The sequence below is a fragment of the Streptococcus sp. oral taxon 431 genome, from assembly GCF_023110115.1.
GTDB lineage: Bacteria > Bacillota > Bacilli > Lactobacillales > Streptococcaceae > Streptococcus.
In genome coordinates this window covers 16,749-36,434 of record NZ_JALDVP010000007.1, presented here as the reverse complement: position 1 = coordinate 36,434, position 19,686 = coordinate 16,749, and the positions used below count along the sequence as shown (strand labels likewise).

At 41.7% G+C, this 19,686-nt stretch carries 19 protein-coding genes; 15 read left to right on the top strand and 4 right to left on the bottom strand.

Annotated elements, in window-relative coordinates; translation table 11 throughout:
* Positions 1-141 precede the first annotated feature (141 nt).
* Both strH and M1F91_RS08050 read right to left on the bottom strand, forming a co-directional pair.
* On the bottom strand, positions 142-4,059 hold the full coding sequence (strH, locus tag M1F91_RS08055) for a family 20 glycosylhydrolase (protein WP_247913276.1): 3,918 nt from the start codon (positions 4,057-4,059) through the stop codon (positions 142-144).
* A gap of 269 nt (positions 4,060-4,328) precedes the next feature.
* Complete coding sequence (locus tag M1F91_RS08050) at positions 4,329-5,045, bottom strand: GntR family transcriptional regulator (protein WP_247913275.1); 717 nt, start codon at positions 5,043-5,045, stop codon at positions 4,329-4,331.
* A 321-nt stretch (positions 5,046-5,366) separates the two neighbouring features.
* Here M1F91_RS08050 and M1F91_RS08045 point away from each other — a divergent pair, with 321 nt between their 5' ends.
* The 7 genes from M1F91_RS08045 (at position 5,367) to M1F91_RS08015 (ending at position 12,209) form a co-directional block, all read left to right on the top strand.
* The gene (locus tag M1F91_RS08045) at positions 5,367-7,154 is read left to right on the top strand and encodes a beta-galactosidase family protein (protein WP_247913274.1); all 1,788 of its coding nucleotides are present in this window, start codon (positions 5,367-5,369) and stop codon (positions 7,152-7,154) included.
* Complete coding sequence (locus M1F91_RS08040) at positions 7,151-7,627, top strand: PTS system mannose/fructose/N-acetylgalactosamine-transporter subunit IIB (RefSeq protein WP_006152970.1); 477 nt, start codon at positions 7,151-7,153, stop codon at positions 7,625-7,627. The genes M1F91_RS08045 and M1F91_RS08040 overlap by 4 nt, the downstream gene beginning before the upstream one ends.
* A 26-nt stretch (positions 7,628-7,653) precedes the next feature.
* Positions 7,654-8,559 carry a PTS mannose/fructose/sorbose/N-acetylgalactosamine transporter subunit IIC gene (locus M1F91_RS08035; RefSeq protein WP_247913273.1) on the top strand — a complete coding sequence of 302 codons (906 nt, stop codon included), beginning with the start codon at positions 7,654-7,656 and terminating at the stop codon, positions 8,557-8,559.
* Positions 8,546-9,367: a PTS system mannose/fructose/sorbose family transporter subunit IID gene (locus M1F91_RS08030; RefSeq protein ID WP_247913272.1), complete on the top strand. Its 822-nt coding sequence runs from the start codon at positions 8,546-8,548 to the stop codon at positions 9,365-9,367. Before M1F91_RS08035 ends, M1F91_RS08030 begins: the two co-directional genes overlap by 14 nt.
* Before the next feature lie 3 nt (positions 9,368-9,370).
* On the top strand, positions 9,371-9,775 hold the full coding sequence (locus M1F91_RS08025; RefSeq protein ID WP_000167445.1) for a PTS sugar transporter subunit IIA: 405 nt from the start codon (positions 9,371-9,373) through the stop codon (positions 9,773-9,775).
* Between the two features lie 219 nt (positions 9,776-9,994).
* Positions 9,995-11,158, top strand: coding sequence for an SIS domain-containing protein (locus M1F91_RS08020; protein ID WP_247913271.1), 1,164 nt, complete (start codon positions 9,995-9,997; stop codon positions 11,156-11,158).
* A gap of 13 nt (positions 11,159-11,171) precedes the next feature.
* Complete coding sequence (locus tag M1F91_RS08015; protein ID WP_247913270.1) at positions 11,172-12,209, top strand: aldose epimerase family protein; 1,038 nt, start codon at positions 11,172-11,174, stop codon at positions 12,207-12,209.
* A gap of 41 nt (positions 12,210-12,250) precedes the next feature.
* Here M1F91_RS08015 and M1F91_RS08010 read toward each other — a convergent pair whose 3' ends face one another.
* Both M1F91_RS08010 and M1F91_RS08005 read right to left on the bottom strand, forming a co-directional pair.
* Positions 12,251-13,930: a ribonuclease J gene (locus M1F91_RS08010; protein WP_004250408.1), complete on the bottom strand. Its 1,680-nt coding sequence runs from the start codon at positions 13,928-13,930 to the stop codon at positions 12,251-12,253.
* A 1-nt stretch (position 13,931) separates the two neighbouring features.
* A complete protein-coding gene (locus M1F91_RS08005; RefSeq protein ID WP_006149161.1) occupies positions 13,932-14,165 on the bottom strand; it encodes a DNA-dependent RNA polymerase subunit epsilon in 234 nt (77 codons plus the stop codon).
* 272 nt (positions 14,166-14,437) lie between these two features.
* Here M1F91_RS08005 and M1F91_RS08000 point away from each other — a divergent pair, with 272 nt between their 5' ends.
* The 8 genes from M1F91_RS08000 to M1F91_RS07965 all read left to right on the top strand — a co-directional run bounded on the left by M1F91_RS08000 (position 14,438) and on the right by M1F91_RS07965 (position 19,564).
* Positions 14,438-14,644, top strand: coding sequence for a hypothetical protein (locus M1F91_RS08000; RefSeq protein WP_247913269.1), 207 nt, complete (start codon positions 14,438-14,440; stop codon positions 14,642-14,644).
* Positions 14,645-14,754: 110 nt separating this feature from the next.
* Entirely contained in the window at positions 14,755-15,438 is a 684-nt protein-coding gene (gene tsaB / locus M1F91_RS07995; protein WP_247913267.1) for a tRNA (adenosine(37)-N6)-threonylcarbamoyltransferase complex dimerization subunit type 1 TsaB, read from the top strand.
* Entirely contained in the window at positions 15,435-15,872 is a 438-nt protein-coding gene (gene rimI, locus M1F91_RS07990) for a ribosomal protein S18-alanine N-acetyltransferase (protein ID WP_247913266.1), read from the top strand. The genes tsaB and rimI overlap by 4 nt, the downstream gene beginning before the upstream one ends.
* The gene (gene tsaD / locus M1F91_RS07985; RefSeq protein ID WP_247913265.1) at positions 15,862-16,872 is read left to right on the top strand and encodes a tRNA (adenosine(37)-N6)-threonylcarbamoyltransferase complex transferase subunit TsaD; all 1,011 of its coding nucleotides are present in this window, start codon (positions 15,862-15,864) and stop codon (positions 16,870-16,872) included. The genes rimI and tsaD overlap by 11 nt, the downstream gene beginning before the upstream one ends.
* A gap of 66 nt (positions 16,873-16,938) precedes the next feature.
* A complete protein-coding gene (locus tag M1F91_RS07980; protein WP_247913264.1) occupies positions 16,939-17,541 on the top strand; it encodes a hypothetical protein in 603 nt (200 codons plus the stop codon).
* Positions 17,542-17,610: 69 nt separating this feature from the next.
* Positions 17,611-18,306 carry an AzlC family ABC transporter permease gene (locus tag M1F91_RS07975; RefSeq protein WP_247913262.1) on the top strand — a complete coding sequence of 232 codons (696 nt, stop codon included), beginning with the start codon at positions 17,611-17,613 and terminating at the stop codon, positions 18,304-18,306.
* Positions 18,296-18,619: an AzlD domain-containing protein gene (locus tag M1F91_RS07970; protein ID WP_247913260.1), complete on the top strand. Its 324-nt coding sequence runs from the start codon at positions 18,296-18,298 to the stop codon at positions 18,617-18,619. The genes M1F91_RS07975 and M1F91_RS07970 overlap by 11 nt, the downstream gene beginning before the upstream one ends.
* 102 nt (positions 18,620-18,721) lie before the next feature.
* Entirely contained in the window at positions 18,722-19,564 is an 843-nt protein-coding gene (locus M1F91_RS07965; protein ID WP_247913259.1) for an amino acid ABC transporter substrate-binding protein, read from the top strand.
* The last annotated feature ends 122 nt before the right edge of the window (positions 19,565-19,686 follow it).

Sequence of the window (19,686 nt, the reverse complement as noted above, 5' to 3'; positions counted from 1 at the left end):
AAAAAGCGAGATTCAATCTCGCTTTTTATTTGTGCTTATACTCAATGAAAATCAAAGAGCAAACTAGGAAGCTAGCCGCAGGCTGTACTTGAGTACGGCAAGGTGAAGCTGACGTGGTTTGAATTCGATTTTCGAAGAGTATTAATCTTTTTTCTTGCTAAGTCCATATGCTGTGAGTGCAGCCATCAAACCTGTAGCAATCAACCATTCTGAACCTTGGCTTCCTGTCTCAGGAAGTTTATTTTCTTTTGCCACAGGAGCTGGGGCTTGAGGAAGAGCTTTGTTTTCCTCGGCAGGAACAGTTGCTGGAGCTGGTTTACTTGGAATTTCTAATTTTGGTTTTTCTTCTGCAACAGGAGCTGGCGCATTTGGAATTTCTAATGCTGGTTTTTCTTCTGCAATAGGAGCCGGTATATTTGGAATCTCTAGTGTTGGTTTTTCTTCCGCAACAGGAGCTAGTCCTTTTTCGTCTCCCACATGCGTTACAGGAGTTCCGATTTCGATGATTTGAGTAACTGGTTCTTGAGCAACGACACTAGTAACCAATGTTTTCACTTCGCTTCCGTCAGCAGCAGTAGACACAGAGTAGAAATGACTACGACGTCCCTTAACGCCTTCAGTTACGACACGAGTTTCTCCCTTAGGCAATGCATCAGTTTCACGAGTGATAGTTGTAAACGGAATTTCTTCGTCCTCGATCACAACACGTGGTTTGGCATCCGCAACAGGAGCAACTCCTTCTTCGTCGCCGACATGAGTGACAGGAGCTCCAACTTCAACCACTTGATTGACAGCTTCTTTTGTGACTTTTTCTTCAAGAACGGTTTCAGTTTCCTTACCATTTTCAGTAGTAACTGAGATATAGATTGTACGTTCACCTTTTGCACCTTCAGTGACAACTTTTTCTTGTCGTGCTGGAAGGTTAGGGTTTTCCTTCTTGACAGTTTCAAATGGAATTTCTTCCGTTCTTGTGATAAGCTCTGGTCGGTTTTCAACGTTGGCAGCAACTTCATTTTCATCAAGGCTTCCTGAGTGAGTTGCAGCTGGTTTGAGACCAAGTCTTGCTGCTTTAAGGTTAGCTACAAGTGTATCCAACTCAGCTTGTTTATTACGGTTGAGATTGTAGTTCAGTGCTTCTTTAGCAGCCTTGAGAGCATCGAGACTTTCTGTGCTATATCCTTCTAAGTTTTCAGGGATTTGAGCAAGTTCCTCGCGTAGAGCCTTATAATCGGCACGGAAGTAGTCTTTGTTGTGATCTGCAAATGCAGTCATGAGCTCAAAGATTTCTTCTTCTTTGTACTCAGCGCTTGGTCTATCTGCCCAGATAGCTACCATACTACCAACAGTAGGTAGATCAACCTCAGGATATTTAGTTGAAGCTAGCTGGTTGAATGGAGTTTTTTCAGTGTTTTCGATAGCTTTCTTGAGGAAGCCTCCACCATCTTCAGGTTTTTGACCGAGGATATAGTACCAATCTCCGTTAGTGTTAAGGAACTTATACCCCTTGCTTGCTAGATATTGAGGAGATGCAAGGTTATAACCCCACCAACCTTTAGACCAGTAAGAGATGATAACATCTTTATCAAACTCAACATCGTCCTTATCTTCATAGTAGAAACCATCGTTAAAGGCCATTGGTTGAAGACCTTTTTCTTTAGCCATGGCAGCTAGACTATTAGCATAATCTGCAAACTTACCATAGAGTCCATACCACTTGAGGTAGTACCAACCTTGAGCGTTGGTAGCATCATTGGCATACTCATCTGTACCATAGTTAAAGATCTTAGTCTTGCCTGCAAAGAAGTCCATGTATTTGCCGATAAGGGCTTTTGTAAAGTTCATTGCTTCTTCGTTTTCAAGGTCCATTGTTGTTTTTGAAACCTTGTCAAAGTTAGCTTGAGGGTTTGCAATGCCCAATTTTTCCATAGCGACAAGCATAGCATCCATGTGGCCAGGACTGTTGATAGCAGGGATAATTCCAATGCCTCTATCCTTAGCATATTGGATAAGCTCAGTGATTTCAGCCTGGTTCAAAGTTGTTCCGTTTGGATCGTCGTAGTAAGACTTTGTTCCTTCAATGATGGCGTTTTTCACATCGTCACTTGCATAGGTCTTGCCGTTTGCAGTGATTGTCATGTCATCCAAGAGGAAGCGAAGTCCGTCATTTCCAAGGAGGAGATGAAGGTCAGAGTAACCAAGTTCGCTGGCTTTATCTACGATACGTTTGAGTTGGTCTAGAGTGAAGTATTTACGTCCAGCATCGATTGAGATAACCTTGTTTTTGGCAAGTTTTTCAACTTCACGTTTGGCATCTTCTTCTTTTTGAGCTTCTGGTGTGAAGGCTAAGTTGCTAACGGCTTCTTGGAGTTTTGCAATTGCTTGGTCAATGCTATCTTGTTCAGCACGGCTAAGGTTGCTATCAAGAGAACGAATGGCTTTTTCAGCTTCTTTAACGGCAGCAATACTTTCTGCAGTATAGCGACTAAGGTCAGTTGGCACTTCTTTAAGAGCTTGTTCAGCAGACTCGTAGTCAGCGGCGAAATATTCAGCATTTGAGTTCGCGAATTGACGCATGAGTTTGAAAAGGCGAGATGGAGAGTAGCGGGCAGATGGAGTATCGGCCCAAGCAGCTACCATACCACCGATGATAGGGATATCGGCACCTTCAGTTTTTGGAACAGAAGTAATCGGTGTGCTCTTAATACCATTCAAACCTTGATCAAGGTTGTACCAACCCTGTCCATCAGCATTACGGCCGAGAACGTAGTACCAAGCATCATTAGTGTTGAGGATTTCGTGCCCTTTTTCAACTAGTAGTTTAGAAGAAGCGACATCGTAACCGCCCCAGCCACCAGTCCACATAGACACGATGATGTCTTTGTCAAAGGTACCAAAAGTAGTATCGCTATTATAGTAGATACCATCATTGAAAGCCATTGGTTTCAGACCGTGAGATTTGACGATACGAGCTAGGTCATTAGCATAGGCGATGAATTTATCATAACCCTTGTCTGGGAAACCATCTTCTGGATACCATTTATAGGCTTGAAGTACACTCCATCCCTTGGCATTAGTAGCATCATTAGCATACTCATCCAAACCGATGTTAAAGATTTCAGACTTGCCAGCAAAGTAAGCAGCATATTTATCAATCAAAGCTTTTGTGAAGGCAACAGCCTTTTCGTTGTCAAGGTCTACTGTACGTTCTGATTCTTTACCAAAGTAGTTGAAGTTAGGCTTTTCAATACCAAGTTCTTTCATGGCATTGAGGATAGCATCCATATGACCTGGGCTATTGACTGTTGGGATAAGTCCAATACCTTTATTCTTAGCATAACCAATCAAGTCAGTCATTTCACTCTCAGTTAGATGATTACCGTTTGGATCATTGTAGTAGGCATTGGTTCCATTTTCAACAGCACGTTTGACATCATCGCTTGCGTAAGTTTTGTCACCTACAGTTAGAGACATATCATCAAGCATGAAGCGCAAGCCATCATTTCCGACTAAAAGGTGAAGATCAGTATAACCATAGTGTTTGGCTTTGTCGATGATTTCTTTCAGTTGGTCTGGAGAGAAGTATTTACGTCCAGCATCGATAGAAACAATTTTCTTTTTAGCCAGTTTTTCATTCACTTGAGCTGCTCGTTCTGTAGCGACTGCGGGTGCTTCGACCTTAGCAACTTCTTTGTTTTCTTCTTTTTCAGATTCTGTCTTCTTAGCTTCTTCAGTTACTTCTGATTTAGCTGGAGTTTCTTCTGCTCTGACAGGCTCTGCTACGGCAGGTGCAGGAGCAACTTCAACTTTTGGAGCTTCAGTAGTTGCTACTGGAGTAGCTGGAGTAGCATTTTCTGTTGTTGGAGCAGTCTCGAGTTTTTCTTCACTAGTTGGTGGAGTGACTTCTCCAGTAGTTTGGACAGCAGGCTGATTTTCTGTTGGAGCAGGTACGACTCCGTCAGCAGCAACGGCTTGAGCATGAAAGGCAAAGCCGATCAATACAGAAGCTGCTCCGATTGCATATTTACGAATAGAGAAGCGCTGTTTATTTTCTGGTTTCATTAAAAAACCTCCCCTTTTATATTTTTGATAGCGTTTTCACATACTAACTCTATTGTATGTTCTAACTAAAATAAAGTCAAGTTTTTGAGGAAATTACTATAAAAAATAGAATAATTTATAAATTAAGATATATTTTTCTAATTTTGACTATTTTTTAGTAAAAAGGTTACTAATTATAGAATTGCTTGAAATGCTATTTTCAGGGAAGGGAGCTGATGCTATAATGGGTATATAAAAACCCTGAGACAGTTGCCTCAGGATTTTTAAAATTAGTGATCACGGTCACAAGAGATGAATTTAATTTTGTAGAAATCAGAACGTTTATAAGTTTCGATGTATTCCAAAACTTGACCAGTTGCTTCAAGCTGAGTTGTCTTAGTTTGGAAAACAGTTGGGAATTTAGTGTCGATTCCTAAAATAGAAGCGGCATGTTTTGGAGTCGGAAATACAATTTCGTTAATTTCTTCAAAATGCTCGTCATTCATGTGAATGTGGTAGTCCAATTTGAAACGAGTATAGATAGAACTATAGTATTCAAGATTTGGATAGTTGGCATTGATGTATTGTTCAGGAATATATGAACTGTGATAGATATAGGTAACACCATTTGTTTCACGAACACGCTCAATCTTATAATAGAATTGATCGCCGCGTAGGCCAAGTTTTTCTAAATATTTAAGATCGTTACCACGTTCGATAGAAAGAACAGTTACTTTATCATCTTTGGTTTCGAAGATTTCTACATCAGAAAATTCAACGAGTTTATGTTTACGTGCACGAGCCACGAAAGTTCCCTTCCCTTGTTGGCGGACAATATATCCGTCTTTGGCAAGGTCGTTCAAGGCGCGAACTACTGTGATTGAACTAACATCATACATGGAAATCAATTCTGCTTCAGTGTAGAACTTATCTCCACTAGCAAATTGACCAGAAATGATCTTATTTTTCAATTCGTCTTTAATGTATTGATACTTTGGAATTGCCATATTTTCACCTCATTTTTTTCCTTCTCCACTTATCATTTTAACATAAATTCTTAAAAATAGCTGAAAAGCACTTAAAAAAATTAAAATATCGAATAAGAATTTAGGATAGATATAAATAATTTGTGTTTTGTCCTGTATTTTTGCTCTTCAATCAGAATGTTGATTTTATGGGATTTGAGAAGAGTTTTAGAAAAGATTCAGTAAAAAAATAGAAAAATTTTAAAGAAAATTTCAAAAAGTATTGACATTAATCCCCGATTAGTTTATAGTTGATATAACAATACATGAAAGCGCAAACTTTTCGCTTTTAGGGGAGGAAGAATGGCAAGATTTGAAATTAAAGATGATTTCTATCTGGATGGGAAACCATTCAAGATTTTGTCTGGCGCCATTCACTATTTTAGAGTTCCTGCGGAAGATTGGCATCATTCATTGTATAACCTCAAGGCACTAGGTTTCAATACGGTTGAGACTTATGTTGCTTGGAACATGCATGAACCTGCTGAAGGTAACTTTAACTTTGAAGGAAATCTTGATTTAGAGAGATTTCTTCAAACTGCACAAGATTTGGGCTTATATGCAATTGTACGTCCTTCTCCATTTATCTGTGCAGAATGGGAATTCGGTGGTTTACCAGCATGGCTCTTGACCAAGGATATGAGAATTCGGTCATCTGACCCAGCTTTCATTGACACGGTTGGTCGCTACTATGATCAGTTACTTCCACGTCTAGTTCCGAGATTATTGGAAAACGGTGGAAACATTCTCATGATGCAAGTCGAAAATGAGTACGGATCCTATGGCGAGGACAAGACCTACTTGAGGGGAATTCGACGTTTGATGGAAGAACGAGCAGTTACTTGTCCGCTTTTCACATCAGATGGACCATGGAGAGCAACTCTTAAGGCTGGAACCTTAATTGAGGATGATCTCTTTGTGACAGGGAACTTTGGTTCCAAGGCTGCTTATAATTTCTCACAGATGCAAGAATTCTTTGATGAGTACGGCAAGAAATGGCCACTCATGTGTATGGAATTCTGGGATGGCTGGTTCAATCGATGGAAAGAACCAATCATCAAGCGTGAACCTGAGGAATTAGCAGAAGCTGTCCACGAGGTTTTAGAGCAAGGCTCTATTAACCTTTACATGTTCCACGGCGGAACCAACTTTGGTTTTATGAATGGTTGTTCAGCTCGAGGAACCATTGATTTACCACAAGTAACATCTTATGATTACGACGCTCTTCTTGATGAAGCTGGAAACCCAACTGCTAAATATTTCGCAGTGAAAGAAATGATGGCGACTTACTATCCTGAGTATCCGCAATCTGAACCGCTTTACAAAGAGAGTATGGAAGTAGAAAACATTCCACTGGTCGAGAAAGTTTCCTTGTTTGAAACCTTGGATAGCCTATCCAGTCCGATTGAAAGTCTCTACCCTAAGAAAATGGAAGAGCTAGGACAAGGTTACGGCTACCTACTCTATCGTACGGAAGCAAGTTGGGATGCGGATGAAGAACGCATTCGAATCATTGACGGACGTGATAGAGCTCAACTCTTTATCGATGGTAAACGAGTGGCAACACAGTACCAAACAGAAATCGGTGAAGATATTTTTTATCAAGGTAAAAAGAAAGCGCTCTCTAGATTTGACATCCTCATTGAAAATATGGGGCGTGTCAACTATGGACACAAATTCTTAGCAGATACACAGCGAAAAGGAATTCGCACAGGTGTTTGTAAAGATTTGCATTTCTTGCTCAACTGGAAGCAATATCCACTTCCTCTTGATAACCCAGAGAATATTGATTTCTCTAAGGGATGGACAGAAGGGCAACCTGCCTTTTACGCTTATGACTTTAAAGTTGAGGCGCCAAAGGATACCTACTTAGACTTATCTGAGTTTGGTAAAGGGATTGCTTATATCAACGGACATCATCTAGGTCGTTTCTGGAATGTCGGTCCAACCTTATCTCTTTATATTCCACATAGCTATCTCAAAGAAGGTGCCAACCGCATCATTATCTTTGAAACAGAAGGGGAGTATAAGGAACACATACATTTAACTTGTAAACCTACACTAAAACTTATAAAGGGGGAAAACTTATGACAATTGTAGGATGCCGTATCGATGGGCGCTTAATTCACGGACAAGTAGCAAACCTTTGGTCTGCTAAACTTAATGTTTCACGTATCATGGTCGTTGACAATGATGTTGTGAACAACGACGTTGAAAAAAGCGGCTTGAAACTTGCGACACCACCAGGTGTAAAACTTAGTATTTTGCCAGTTGATAAAGCAGCAGCGAATATCCTTGCTGGTAAATACGATAGCCAACGTCTTTTGATTGTAGCACGCAAACCTGACCGTTTCCTCGGTTTGGTAGAAGCAGGTGTGCCACTTGAAACTGTCAATGTCGGCAACATGTCTCAAACACCAGAAACACGTGCGATCACACGTTCTATTAACGTTGTTGATAAAGACGTAGAAGATTTCCGTAAATTAGCGGAAAAAGGTGTAAAACTTACTGCTCAAATGGTTCCAAATGATCCAGTTTCAGACTTTTTGAGCTTATTAAAATAGGAAAAAATTTTTAGGAGGTCATTGTTATGATACAATGGTGGCAAATTTTACTTCTCACTTTGTACTCAGCTTATCAAATCTGTGATGAGTTGACGATCGTTTCTTCTGCAGGTTCTCCTGTGTTCGCTGGTTTCATTACTGGTTTAGTCATGGGAGATTTGACAACTGGTTTGTTTATCGGTGGTAGCTTGCAGTTATTCGTACTTGGGGTAGGTACCTTCGGTGGTGCTTCTCGTATCGACGCAACTTCTGGTGCGGTTCTTGCGACAGCTTTCTCAGTTTCACAAGGTATCGAAACAGATCTTGCGATCACTACAATCGCTGTACCAGTAGCGGCACTTTTGACTTACTTCGACGTACTTGGTCGTATGACTACTACATTCTTCGCACACCGTATTGATGCTGCGATCGAACGCTTTGACTATAAAGCAATCGAACGTAACTACCTTCTTGGTGCGCTTCCATGGGCTGCTTCTCGTGCCCTTCCAGTATTCTTCGCCCTAGCTTTCGGTGGAGAATTCGTACAAGGTGTTGTAAACCTTGTTAAAGAATACCAATGGGTTGCAGACGGTTTGACTCTTGCAGGTCGTATGCTTCCAGGTCTTGGATTCGCTATCTTGCTTCGTTACCTTCCAGTTAAACGTAACCTTCACTACCTTGCTATGGGATTCGGTTTGACAGCTATGTTGACTGTACTTTACTCATACGTAACAGGTCTTGGTGGAGCAGTTGCTGGTATCATTGGCACTCTTCCTGCTGACGTTGCTGAAAAAATTGGCTTTGCTAACAACTTCAAAGGATTGTCTATGATCGGTATCTCTATCGTGGGTATCTTCCTTGCAGTTGTTCACTTCAAGAACAGCCAAAAAGTTGCTGTAGCAGCACCTTCTACACCATCAGAAAGTGGGGAAATTGAAGATGACGAATTCTAATTACAAATTAACAAAAGAAGATTTTAATCAAATTAACAAACGTAGCTTGTTCACTTTCCAATTGGGATGGAACTACGAACGTATGCAAGCATCAGGTTACCTTTACATGATCTTGCCACAATTGCGTAAAATGTATGGAGATGGAACTCCTGAGTTGAAAGAAATGATGAAAGTTCATACTCAATTCTTCAACACTTCACCATTCTTCCACACAATCATCGCTGGTTTTGACCTTGCCATGGAAGAAAAAGATGGTGTAGGTTCAAAAGATGCGGTTAACGGTATCAAGACAGGTTTGATGGGACCATTCGCTCCTCTTGGAGATACAATTTTTGGTTCACTTGTACCTGCTATCATGGGATCTATCGCTGCAACAATGGCTATCGCTGGTCAACCTTGGGGTATCTTCCTTTGGATCGCAGTTGCAGTAGCGTATGACATCTTCCGTTGGAAACAGTTGGAATTTGCATACAAAGAAGGGGTTAACCTTATCAACAACATGCAAAGTACTTTAACAGCTTTGATTGAAGCAGCATCTGTACTTGGTGTGTTCATGATGGGTGCTCTTGTAGCAACAATGATCAACTTTGAAATTTCTTACAAATTGCCAATCGGTGAAAAGATGATTGACTTCCAAGATATCTTGAACTCAATCTTCCCACGTTTGCTTCCAGCAATCTTCACTGCCTTTATCTTCTGGTTGCTTGGTAAGAAGGGTATGAACTCTACTAAAGCAATCGGTATCATTATCGTTCTTGCAGTAGGTCTTTCATTCATCGGTAAATTCTTGCTTGGAATGGGCGCATAATTTATGACTAAATCATTAATTTTAGTGAGCCACGGTCGCTTCTGTGAAGAACTTAAAGGTAGCACAGAGATGATTATGGGACCACAAGACAACATTCATGCGGTTGCTCTTCTTCCAGAAGATGGACCAGAAGAATTTACTGCAAAATTTGAAGCTGCTGTTGAAGGATTGGATGATTTCCTAGTCTTTGCGGATCTTCTTGGCGGAACTCCATGTAACGTGGTGAGTCGTTTGATTATGGAAGGTCGCGACATTGAACTTTATGCAGGAATGAACCTTCCGATGGTCATTGAATTTATCAATGCAAGTCTAACTGGAATGGATGCGGACTATAAGAGTCGTGCTTCAGAAAGCATTGTGAAAGTTAATGATTTATTGGCAAGCTTCGACGACGATGAAGATGAATAATACTCTTCAAAAATCAAATTCAAACCACGTCAGCTTCGCCTTGCCGTACTTGAGTACAGCCTTCGGCTAGCTTCCTAGTTTGCTCTTTGATTTTCATTGAGTATAAGATGTGATTGCGTTAAAACGTTAAATCATCTTATAGAAAATATACATGGGAATGGGAGCGACTCCCATTCCCATGTTTTCAATCATGAAACAATATTAGATTAGAGGTTTTCAATGCTAGATTATACAAAAGAAGATTTGCTTGAGTTGGGAGCAGAGATCACCACACGCGAAATTTACCAACAACCAGATGTTTGGAAGGAAGCTTTTGAATCTTACCAAGCCCGCCGTGATGAAATTGCAGCCTTCTTGCAAGGCATTGCAGATAAACATGACTACATCAAGGTTATCTTGACTGGTGCTGGGACTTCTGCTTATGTAGGTGATACCTTGGTTCCTTACTTCAAGGAAGTCTATGACGAACGTAAATGGAATTTTAATGCTATTGCGACAACAGATATCGTTGCAACCCCACAAGCTTATTTGAAAAAAGATGTGGCAACTGTTTTGGTATCATTCGCACGTAGTGGAAACTCGCCTGAGAGTGTAGCAACAGTTGACCTGGCTAAGACTTTGGTAGATGAACTTTATCAAGTGACCATCACATGTGCAGCTGAAGGGAAATTAGCTCTTCAAGCCCATGGGGATGACCGCAACCTGTTGCTCTTGCAACCAGCAGCTTCTAACGATGCTGGCTTTGCTATGACATCAAGCTTTACATCGATGATGTTAACAGCTCTCTTGGTCTTTGATCCAACCGAATTTGCTGTTAAAGCTGAACGATTTGAAGTGCTTTCTAGTCTTGCTCGCAAAGTCCTTGACAATGTAGCAGATGTCAAAGAGTTGGTTGACCTAGAATTTAACCGTGTCATCTACTTGGGTGCAGGTCCATTCTTCGGACTCGCTCATGAAGCCCAGCTCAAAATTTTGGAATTGACAGCTGGTCAGGTTGCGACTATGTATGAAAGTCCAGTTGGCTTCCGTCACGGTCCAAAATCTCTCATCAACGAAGATACAGTTGTCTTAGTTTTTGGCACTACAACAGACTATACTCGTAAGTATGACTTAGACTTGGTTCGTGAGGTTGCAGGGGATCAAATTGCTCGTCGCGTTGTGCTTTTAAGCGATAAAGCCTTTGGTCTTGAGAATGTGAAGGAAGTAGTGCTTGGCTGCGGTGGCGTTTTAAATGATGTTTATCGCGTATTCCCTTATATTGTTTACGGTCAATTATTTGCTCTCTTGACTTCGCTTAAGGTTGGAAATAGACCTGATACACCATCACCTACAGGTACAGTAAACCGCGTCGTTCAAGGTGTTATTATTCACGAATTCAAATAATAAGGAGAAAAGGATGAAAACATACACAGAACGTGTATTTGGGAAAGTTGATGGCAAGGATGTTGTCGCTTATCGCTTTGAAACGGAAGCAGGCTACCAACTAGAAATCATGACCTATGGTGCAACGATTCTACGCTATGTAACTCCTGATAAGGCTGGTAATTTTGCCAATGTTATCCTAGGCTTTGATGATTTTGACAGCTATGTAGGTAACAGTCCTAAACATGGAGCGAGTGTAGGTCCAGTTGCAGGTCGTATCGCAGGTGCGACATTCGAATTGAATGGGGAAACCTATGAACTCGAAGTCAATAACGCAAGCAACTGTAATCACAGCGGCTCAACAGGTTGGGATTCTAGTCTGTTTGAACTAGTTGAGGTGAGCGACCATGGTTTGACTCTTTACACAGAAAGAACAGACGGTACAGGAGGTTTCCCTGGGAATCTTAAAATCTGGATTAGCTACCACTTGGAAGAAACTGGTGCCTACGAAGTTAGCTACAAGGTAACGACAGACAAAGATACTTTGGTCAATCCGACCAACCATAGCTACTTTAACTTGTCAGGCGATTTCACTCAGACGGTTGACCGCCATGTTTTCCAACTGAATACAGAAGGTATTTATCCAATCGCTCCTGACGGTGTCCCAGCTAAAGCTCCAGATGCTAATCGTGATGTGGTCAAACATATCTACAATGGTGCCTTGTTGAAGGATATCTTTGCAGAAGAGGATGAGCAAATCCAACTCGTATCTGGTTTGGACCACCCATTTGCTCTGCCTGCAGGACATGACAATGCTGGTTTCCTCTATGACCAGGGTTCAGGTCGCTTCCTTCTCTTCAAGACAGAAGCACCTTGCTTTGTAGTTTATACAGCAAATTTTGTGGATGAGAGTGTCATCATCGCTGGTCAACCGATGATTCAGCACAATGGGATTGCTCTTGAAGCACAGGCTTTACCAGATGCTATTCACAGTGACCTGAAAGATCAAGTCATTCTAAAAGCAGGTGAGACTTTCACTAGCAAAACTCGTTACGAAATTGTCGTTAAATAATAAAAATTCTCTGAAGTCATAGGATTTCAGAGAATTTTTTATTATTCTTCATCTGGTGTGAGAATCATCGGAATGATGATTGGTTCACGTTCAGTGTTTTCGTAAAGGAATGGTCGAATGGCGTTTACGATAGCACCATTGACAGATTGAACGCTAGCATCCTTGTTTTTCAAAGCGATACGAATAGCATTGAAAAGGATGCGCTGACTTTGACGGATCAAGTCGCCAGATTCGCGCATGTAGACGAAACCACGACTAAGGATATCTGGTCCAGAAATAATCATCTGAGACTCAAAGTCTACCGTTGCGACGGCAAGTACGACACCATCTTCGGATAGGTCTCGGCGGTCTTTAAGCACAGCTGCACCGATTTCACCGATACGATTTCCATCGACGTAGATATCCTGAGCATTGAAGTGACCTGCGATACGAGCAGAGTTTGCAGTAAGGGCAAGGACATCACCATTGCTCATGATAAAGATATTGTCTTTTTCAACTCCAGTATCTACAGCAAGTCCAGCGTGGACTTTTTGCATGCGATATTCACCGTGAACAGGCATGAAGTATTTTGGCTTAATCAAGCGGAGCATAAGTTTTTGCTCTTGCTGACCACCGTGTCCAGATGTATGGATGTTGTTAATCTTACCATGGATGACTTCAACACCAGCTTCAGAAATGATGTTAATCAGCTTGTTAACGCTAGTGGTGTTTCCAGGGATTGGACTAGATGAGAAGATAACTGTATCGCCAGGTTGGAGTTGTACTTGACGGTGGGTTCCGTTAGCGATTCGAGAGAGAGCTGCCATAGGTTCGCCCTGGCTACCTGTACAAAGGATAAGAATCTCACCCGCAGGGTAGTCTTTGATTTCATTTGGTTCGATGAAGGTTCCCTTTGGCGCCTTGATGTAGCCAAGTTCGATTCCGTTAACAATAGCCTTTTCCATAGAGCGTCCAAAGACAGCAATCTTACGCCCTGTTTTAACAGCGGCATCGGTCGCTTGTTGGAGACGGAAGATATTTGAGGCAAAGGATGCAAAGATGATACGTCCCTCGATACCTTGGATAATCTTCATAATAGACTGACCAACGACCTTTTCAGAGTTTGTAAAGGTTGGCACTTCAGCATTTGTTGAGTCAGAGAGTAAGCAAAGCACTCCGTCTTCACCTAGGGCTGCCATACGGTGCAAGTCTGCAGGTTCACCAACTGGTGTAAAGTCAAACTTGAAGTCACCGGTACAGACGATTTTTCCTTGAGGTGTGTGGATAACAATTCCCAAAGGTTCTGGGATCGAGTGAGTTGTTCTAAAGAAAGTTGCTTTAAGATTTTTAAAGGTCAACTCAGTGTTGTGGTTGATTTCGTGAAGTGTAGCATTGCGCAAAAGGCCATGCTCTTCGAGTTTTCCACGGATCAAAGCGAGGGCCAGTGGACCTGCATAGATAGGGATATTTGCTTGCTTGAGCAAGAAAGGAATCCCACCAATATGGTCCTCGTGTCCGTGTGTAATCAAGAGAGCCTTGACGCGGTCGATATTTTCGACAATATAAGAGTAATCAGGGATAACGTAGTCGATACCAAGCAAGTCATCCTCGGGGAATTTAATCCCTGCATCAACGATGATGATTTCGTCTTGGTATTCGATTCCGTATGTGTTTTTACCGATTTCTCCTAGACCACCAATGGCAAAAACTCCCACTTCTTCTGGTTTAAGAGTATAGGCCATATTAGAACTCCGTAATTTCGAATGCGCCAGTTTCTTTTTCGTAGTCTAGCAATTTGTCTGACAAGAGCTCGATATATTCAACGTTGAATTCTGGACGGTTTTTTTCAACAAGTTCACGGGCAATGATACGTCCCTCAAGTTCTGAGCTGGCATCAATGTCTAAGTAAAGTGAGCGTGTTGTTTCACGACGTGGGCTACGGTCTTTTGTTTCTTGATAAAAAACTTTGTAAATCATGTGTTTCCTTTCTGTTTTCAGGTCAGCTGTATTCAAAAAATTACCAGCTTGCAGCTGTTTGTTTCTATTTCATTTTCTGCCTGTATTGACCTTGATTCGTTACAATTATCTCAATTATAACATAAAAAGGGGAATTAGTAAAAGCAGGAAACATGAAAGTAAGGAGCTTGAAATGTGTTTCATTTTGCCCGATACAAGTATTTGAAGACTTTAGAATCAAGTGCTATAATAAAGTTAGAAAAGAGGTTTTTCCTTATGAAGGAGGGCAGGATATGTTTCAACTAGCTATTATCATTCGTCTTCTGGCCTTTGCGGGATTTGTTGCCTGTGTTTACGGAGGAAATGTTTTGTATACTCGGCTGGAGTATCGGAAAGCCAAGCTCATTTGGAAGATTGGCTTCGTGACTCTGTATTCGTTTTTCCTTCTCCTAGTGACCTATGTGGTCTGGTTCGTATTTTACTTTGGTTTGAATTCTTGAGTGCTTGTCCTGTCTATTTGGCAGGACATTCTTGTTTCAAAACAAAGAAAATTCCCATGTGTCAGCTTTTGTAGTATAATAGTAAACAGACAAAAAGATAGGAATGTGTTATGAAAGTATTAGCTTTTGATACGTCCAGCAAGGCTCTTTCTCTAGCTATTTTAGAGGACAAGCAGCTTCTTGCTGAGACCACGATTAATATCAAGAAAAATCACAGTATTAGCCTCATGCCTGCTATTGATTTCTTAATGGATAGTCTAGATTTGACACCCAAGGATTTGGATCGAATCATCGTGGCTGAAGGGCCTGGTAGCTATACAGGTTTGCGAATCGCAGTAGCAACTGCCAAGACCTTGGCTCATACCTTAAACATTGAGTTAGTAGGGATGTCTAGCCTTTTAGCTCTGCTACCGAATCAACAGGAAGGTCTGGTTGTTCCTTTGATGGATGCACGTCGTAACAATGTATACGCAGGATTTTATGAACATGCCCAACCTGTCTTTCCCGAAGCTCACCTGTCTTTTGCGGAAGTCCTTGAGCAAGTCAAGGATGCCGACCAGGTGACCTTTGTTGGTGAAGTGGGTGCCTTTGTCGAGCAGATTCAAGAGCAAATACCACGGGCTAACTATCAAGAAACCTTACCAAACGCAGCGAATCTTGCTCTTTGGGCCTGGGACAAGGAAGCAGACTCCCTGCACGATTTTGTGCCGAATTACCTCAAACGTGTCGAAGCTGAGGAAAATTGGCTCAAGAACCACGCCGAGTCTGGCGAGTCTTACATTAAACGCCTATGATTGAAATCAAACGAATCCAACAGCAGCCTGATGTGGCACAAGCTATCTACGAAGTGATGACGGACGTTTATCCCGTCAGTCCTTGGACGTTGGAACAAGTTCAAGCAGACCTGTCTCAAGACCAGACTTGGTATGCTCTAGCTTATGATGGGGCAGAAGTGATAGGTTTTCTAGCAATTCAGGAGAATCTTTTTGAAGCAGAAGTCCTGCAAATTGCTGTCAAAAAAGCCTATCAAGGTCAGGGGATAGCCTCAGCCTTGTTTGCGACATTGCCGACAGACAAGGAAATTTTCCTCGAAGTTAGAAAGTCCAACCACCGAGCGCAAGCATTTTACAAGAAAGAAAAAATGGCGGTCATCGCTGAGAGAACGGTCTACTACCATAATCCAGTTGAGGATGCCATTATCATGAAGAGAGAAATAGATGAAGGATAGATATATTTTAGCATTTGAGACATCCTGTGATGAGACCAGTGTCGCCGTCCTGAAAAACGACGACCAGCTCTTGTCCAATGTCATTGCTAGCCAAATTGAGAGTCATAAACGTTTTGGGGGCGTAGTGCCAGAAGTGGCTAGCCGCCACCATGTCGAGGTCATTACAGCCTGTATCGAGGAGGCGTTAGCAGAAGCAGGAATTACTGAAAACGATGTGACAGCTGTGGCGGTTACCTACGGACCAGGCTTGGTCGGAGCCTTGCTAGTTGGTTTGTCAGCAGCCAAGGCTTTTGCCTGGGCACATGGACTTCCTCTGATTCCTGTGAATCACATGGCTGGTCATCTCATGGCGGCTCAAAGTGTGGAGCCTTTGGAATTCCCCTTGTTAGCTCTTTTAGTCAGTGGTGGACACACAGAGTTGGTCTATGTGTCTGAGGCTGGTGATTATAAGATCGTTGGCGAAACCCGAGATGATGCAGTTGGTGAGGCCTATGATAAGGTCGGTCGTGTCATGGGCTTGACCTATCCAGCAGGTCGTGAGATTGACGAGTTGGCCCATAAAGGTCAGGATGTGTATGATTTCCCTCGTGCTATGATTAAAGAAGATAATCTGGAGTTTTCATTCTCAGGTTTAAAGTCTGCCTTTATCAATCTTCATCACAATGCCGAGCAAAAGGGAGAAAGCTTGTCTATAGAGGACTTGTGTGCATCCTTCCAAGCAGCAGTCCTAGATATTCTCATGGCAAAAACCAAGAAGGCCTTGGAGAAATACCCTGTTAAAACCCTAGTCGTGGCTGGTGGTGTGGCAGCCAATAAAGGTCTTAGAGAACGTTTGGCGGCTGAAATCACCGATGTCAAGGTTATCATTCCACCTCTACGTCTTTGCGGAGACAATGCAGGAATGATTGCCTATGCTAGCGTCAGCGAGTGGAACAAAGAGAACTTTGCAGGCTTGGAGCTAAATGCCAAACCCAGCCTCGCTTTTGATACTATGGAATAAAGAGTTAGCTCAGCGTTAACTCTTTTATCTTGGACAAATGCGCGAGTTTTTTAGTATAGTAGAAATATGAGATTTAAAAAAACAATCAGTATGGTGCTAGCCCTAGTGGTATTATTGCTGTCTCTAATGGTTTTTCAGATGTTTCAAAAGATGCAATTGATCATGTTTGACTCTATTTCACTTAACATGCCTGTCGAATCTGTTGAAAAAGTGTTTGGAAAACCTAATGAAATAGTAGAAGAGACAGAAACAGGCTATCACAATCCTTGGCGTGCAAAAGATCCCTATCTCTATAAAACAGGGCGCCTTTTCTACCACTACGAAAACTTTAAATGGAAAAGTTACAGCGGTCGTGTGACCTTTACTTTTTCAGAATCACATCGTTTACAAGGGGCGTCGGTTTATTTCCCTGTGGCTTCCAAGGCTCAACAGAAGGAAGTGTTTTATAAGATAACCCAAGATATGAAAGCAGAAATTGAAGCTCTTCCAGATTACCAGTCCATGACCACTGATACGGTAGGGCTCTATGATGACGGTTATCGCTACAAGGTTAAACTGAAAGGGCAAAAGAGAGAGCTCTGGATTGATGTCTATCCTACAGAATATGAGGATGATGACAATCCTGAGAATAATCAATATAATATTCGTATTGATCAATCTCGATGGTAGTCGCCCTAGGGTTCTTGTTTTGAACGTTTTTGACAATAGAATGCTGTATTTGTAAGAATGAGGAGGTTTATGAAAGAAAAAGGATTTTGGGAGGGAGTACAGGCTGCGGTGCCAACGGCTTTAGGCTATGTCAGTATCGGCCTTGCTTGTGGCATTATCGGTTCCCCTTATGTAACCCCTGTAGAGATGGGCTTGATGAGCCTTTTTGTCTATGCTGGGAGTGCCCAGTTTGCCATGATAGCCTTGATAGCAGTTCAAGCGCCTGTGGTAGCCATTGTCATGACGGTTTTTTTGATCAATCTGCGTCTCTTCTTGCTGAGTTTACATGCGTCGACCTATTTCCGTCATACTAGTCTCTGGCATAATATCGGAATGTCTAGTATCTTGACCGATGAGACCTATGGTGTTTTGATGGGCGATCTAGTCCATACGGACAAGGTTAATCCTATGTGGATGCATGGTAACAATCTAAATAGCTATGTGGCTTGGTTTGTGGGGACGGTTTTCGGGACTGCCTTAGGTGGGCTTTTGCCAAATCCGGAGATTTTCGGTCTTGACTTTGCCTTGGTCGGAATGTTTATTGGAATTTTTGCATCTCAGTTTCAGATTATGCAAAGAAGAATTCCCTTGCGCAACCTCTTTATCATTTTAGGAGTTGTTGCTCTTTCCTTTCTTATACTGTTGACAGTGGTATCTCAATCGCTAGCTGTACTGTTTGCGACCTTGCTAGGTTGTACTATGGGGGTGATTTTGGATGATCAGTAAGTATATTTTAATGGCAATTATCTTCTCTGGCTTGGTGACTTGGGTTCCAAGAACGATTCCTTTCATCCTAGCCAAGTATAAGGGTCTGCCAGCAATCGTAGAGCGTTTTTTGAAATTTTTACCTGTATCTATTATCTTCGCCTTGATTCTTTCAAGTGTAGTGACAGGAAAAGTTGGAAGTTTCCCACAGATAAAGTGGTTAGACTTTCTAGCAGTCTTTCCGACAGCCTTTGTCGCCTTTCGTTACCGCAATCTGGTGGGGACGGTTATCTTTGGAGTGGTCTTGATAGCAGTCCTACGATTGGTTTTTTAATCAGCCATAAAGAAAACCTATGGCAAATATAGAAATCATATAATGGCGCAATTACTTTTTTTCTGTTAAGATAAGACTGTATCTTATTTTGGAGGAAATATCATGAAAAAAATCGTTAAATATTCATCACTTGCTGCCCTAGGGCTTGTTGCCGCAGGTGTATTAGCAGCTTGCTCAGGTGGTGAGAAGAAAGAGGCTGCATCTGGTGAAGCAACATCTGGTAAGAAAGAAATCGTTGTAGCAACTAATGGATCACCAAAACCATTTATCTATGAAGAAAATGGTGAATTGACAGGTTACGAGATTGAACTTGTTCGTGCTATCTTTAAAGACTCAGACAAGTATACTGTCAAGTTTGAAAAGACAGAGTGGTCAGGGATTTTCCCAGGACTTGATAGCGATCGTTACCAAATGGCCGTTAATAACCTTAGTTATACCAAAGAACGTGCAGAGAAATACCTCTACGCAGCGCCAACTGCTAAAAACCCTAACGTTCTTGTTGTGAAGAAGGACGACACTAGCATCAAGTCTCTTGATGATATCGGTGGAAAATCCACTGAAGTCGTTCAAGGAACAACCTCAGCTAAACAATTGGAAGCATACAACACAGAACATGCGGACAATCCAACTATCCTTAATTATACTAAGGCAGATTTCCAACAAATCATGTCTCGTTTGAGCGATGGACAATTTGACTATAAGATTTTTGACAAGATCGGTGTAGAGACAGTTATCAAAAACCAAGGTTTGGATAATTTGAAAGTCATCGAACTCCCAAGTGACCAACAACCTTATGTTTACCCACTTCTTGCCAAAGGTCAAGATGAGTTGAAGGCTTTTGTGGACAAACGCATCCAAGAACTCTATAAAGATGGAACGCTTGAAAAACTATCTCAACAGTTCTTTGGTGGCTCTTACCTCCCAGCAGAAGCTGATATTAAATAGTTAAAAATTACCTCTGTTAGTGACAGGGGTATTTTTATGTAAGCACATTCAAAAAAACGACCTCTTTACCTCATATTCTTTGACAGAAGGCGCTTACATAGATTATAATAGTATATAATACC

Bases quoted from the DNA above. Each gene is read 5' to 3' on its own strand.
- M1F91_RS08015 (WP_247913270.1), top strand. From the start codon at position 11,172: ATGAAAACATACACAGAACGTGTATTTGGGAAAGTTGATGGCAAGGAT.
- tsaD (WP_247913265.1), top strand. From the start codon at position 15,862: ATGAAGGATAGATATATTTTAGCATTTGAGACATCCTGTGATGAGACC.
- M1F91_RS08000 (WP_247913269.1), top strand. From the start codon at position 14,438: ATGTTTCAACTAGCTATTATCATTCGTCTTCTGGCCTTTGCGGGATTT.
- M1F91_RS08035 (WP_247913273.1), top strand. From the start codon at position 7,654: ATGATACAATGGTGGCAAATTTTACTTCTCACTTTGTACTCAGCTTAT.
- M1F91_RS07980 (WP_247913264.1), top strand. From the start codon at position 16,939: ATGAGATTTAAAAAAACAATCAGTATGGTGCTAGCCCTAGTGGTATTA.
- M1F91_RS08045 (WP_247913274.1), top strand. From the start codon at position 5,367: ATGGCAAGATTTGAAATTAAAGATGATTTCTATCTGGATGGGAAACCA.
- M1F91_RS08005 (WP_006149161.1), bottom strand. From the start codon at position 14,165: ATGATTTACAAAGTTTTTTATCAAGAAACAAAAGACCGTAGCCCACGT.
- rimI (WP_247913266.1), top strand. From the start codon at position 15,435: ATGATTGAAATCAAACGAATCCAACAGCAGCCTGATGTGGCACAAGCT.
- tsaB (WP_247913267.1), top strand. From the start codon at position 14,755: ATGAAAGTATTAGCTTTTGATACGTCCAGCAAGGCTCTTTCTCTAGCT.
- M1F91_RS08050 (WP_247913275.1), bottom strand. From the start codon at position 5,045: ATGGCAATTCCAAAGTATCAATACATTAAAGACGAATTGAAAAATAAG.
- M1F91_RS07970 (WP_247913260.1), top strand. From the start codon at position 18,296: ATGATCAGTAAGTATATTTTAATGGCAATTATCTTCTCTGGCTTGGTG.
- M1F91_RS08020 (WP_247913271.1), top strand. From the start codon at position 9,995: ATGCTAGATTATACAAAAGAAGATTTGCTTGAGTTGGGAGCAGAGATC.
- M1F91_RS08025 (WP_000167445.1), top strand. From the start codon at position 9,371: ATGACTAAATCATTAATTTTAGTGAGCCACGGTCGCTTCTGTGAAGAA.
- strH (WP_247913276.1), bottom strand. From the start codon at position 4,059: ATGAAACCAGAAAATAAACAGCGCTTCTCTATTCGTAAATATGCAATC.
- M1F91_RS07965 (WP_247913259.1), top strand. From the start codon at position 18,722: ATGAAAAAAATCGTTAAATATTCATCACTTGCTGCCCTAGGGCTTGTT.
- M1F91_RS08010 (WP_004250408.1), bottom strand. From the start codon at position 13,930: ATGGCCTATACTCTTAAACCAGAAGAAGTGGGAGTTTTTGCCATTGGT.
- M1F91_RS08040 (WP_006152970.1), top strand. From the start codon at position 7,151: ATGACAATTGTAGGATGCCGTATCGATGGGCGCTTAATTCACGGACAA.
- M1F91_RS07975 (WP_247913262.1), top strand. From the start codon at position 17,611: ATGAAAGAAAAAGGATTTTGGGAGGGAGTACAGGCTGCGGTGCCAACG.
- M1F91_RS08030 (WP_247913272.1), top strand. From the start codon at position 8,546: ATGACGAATTCTAATTACAAATTAACAAAAGAAGATTTTAATCAAATT.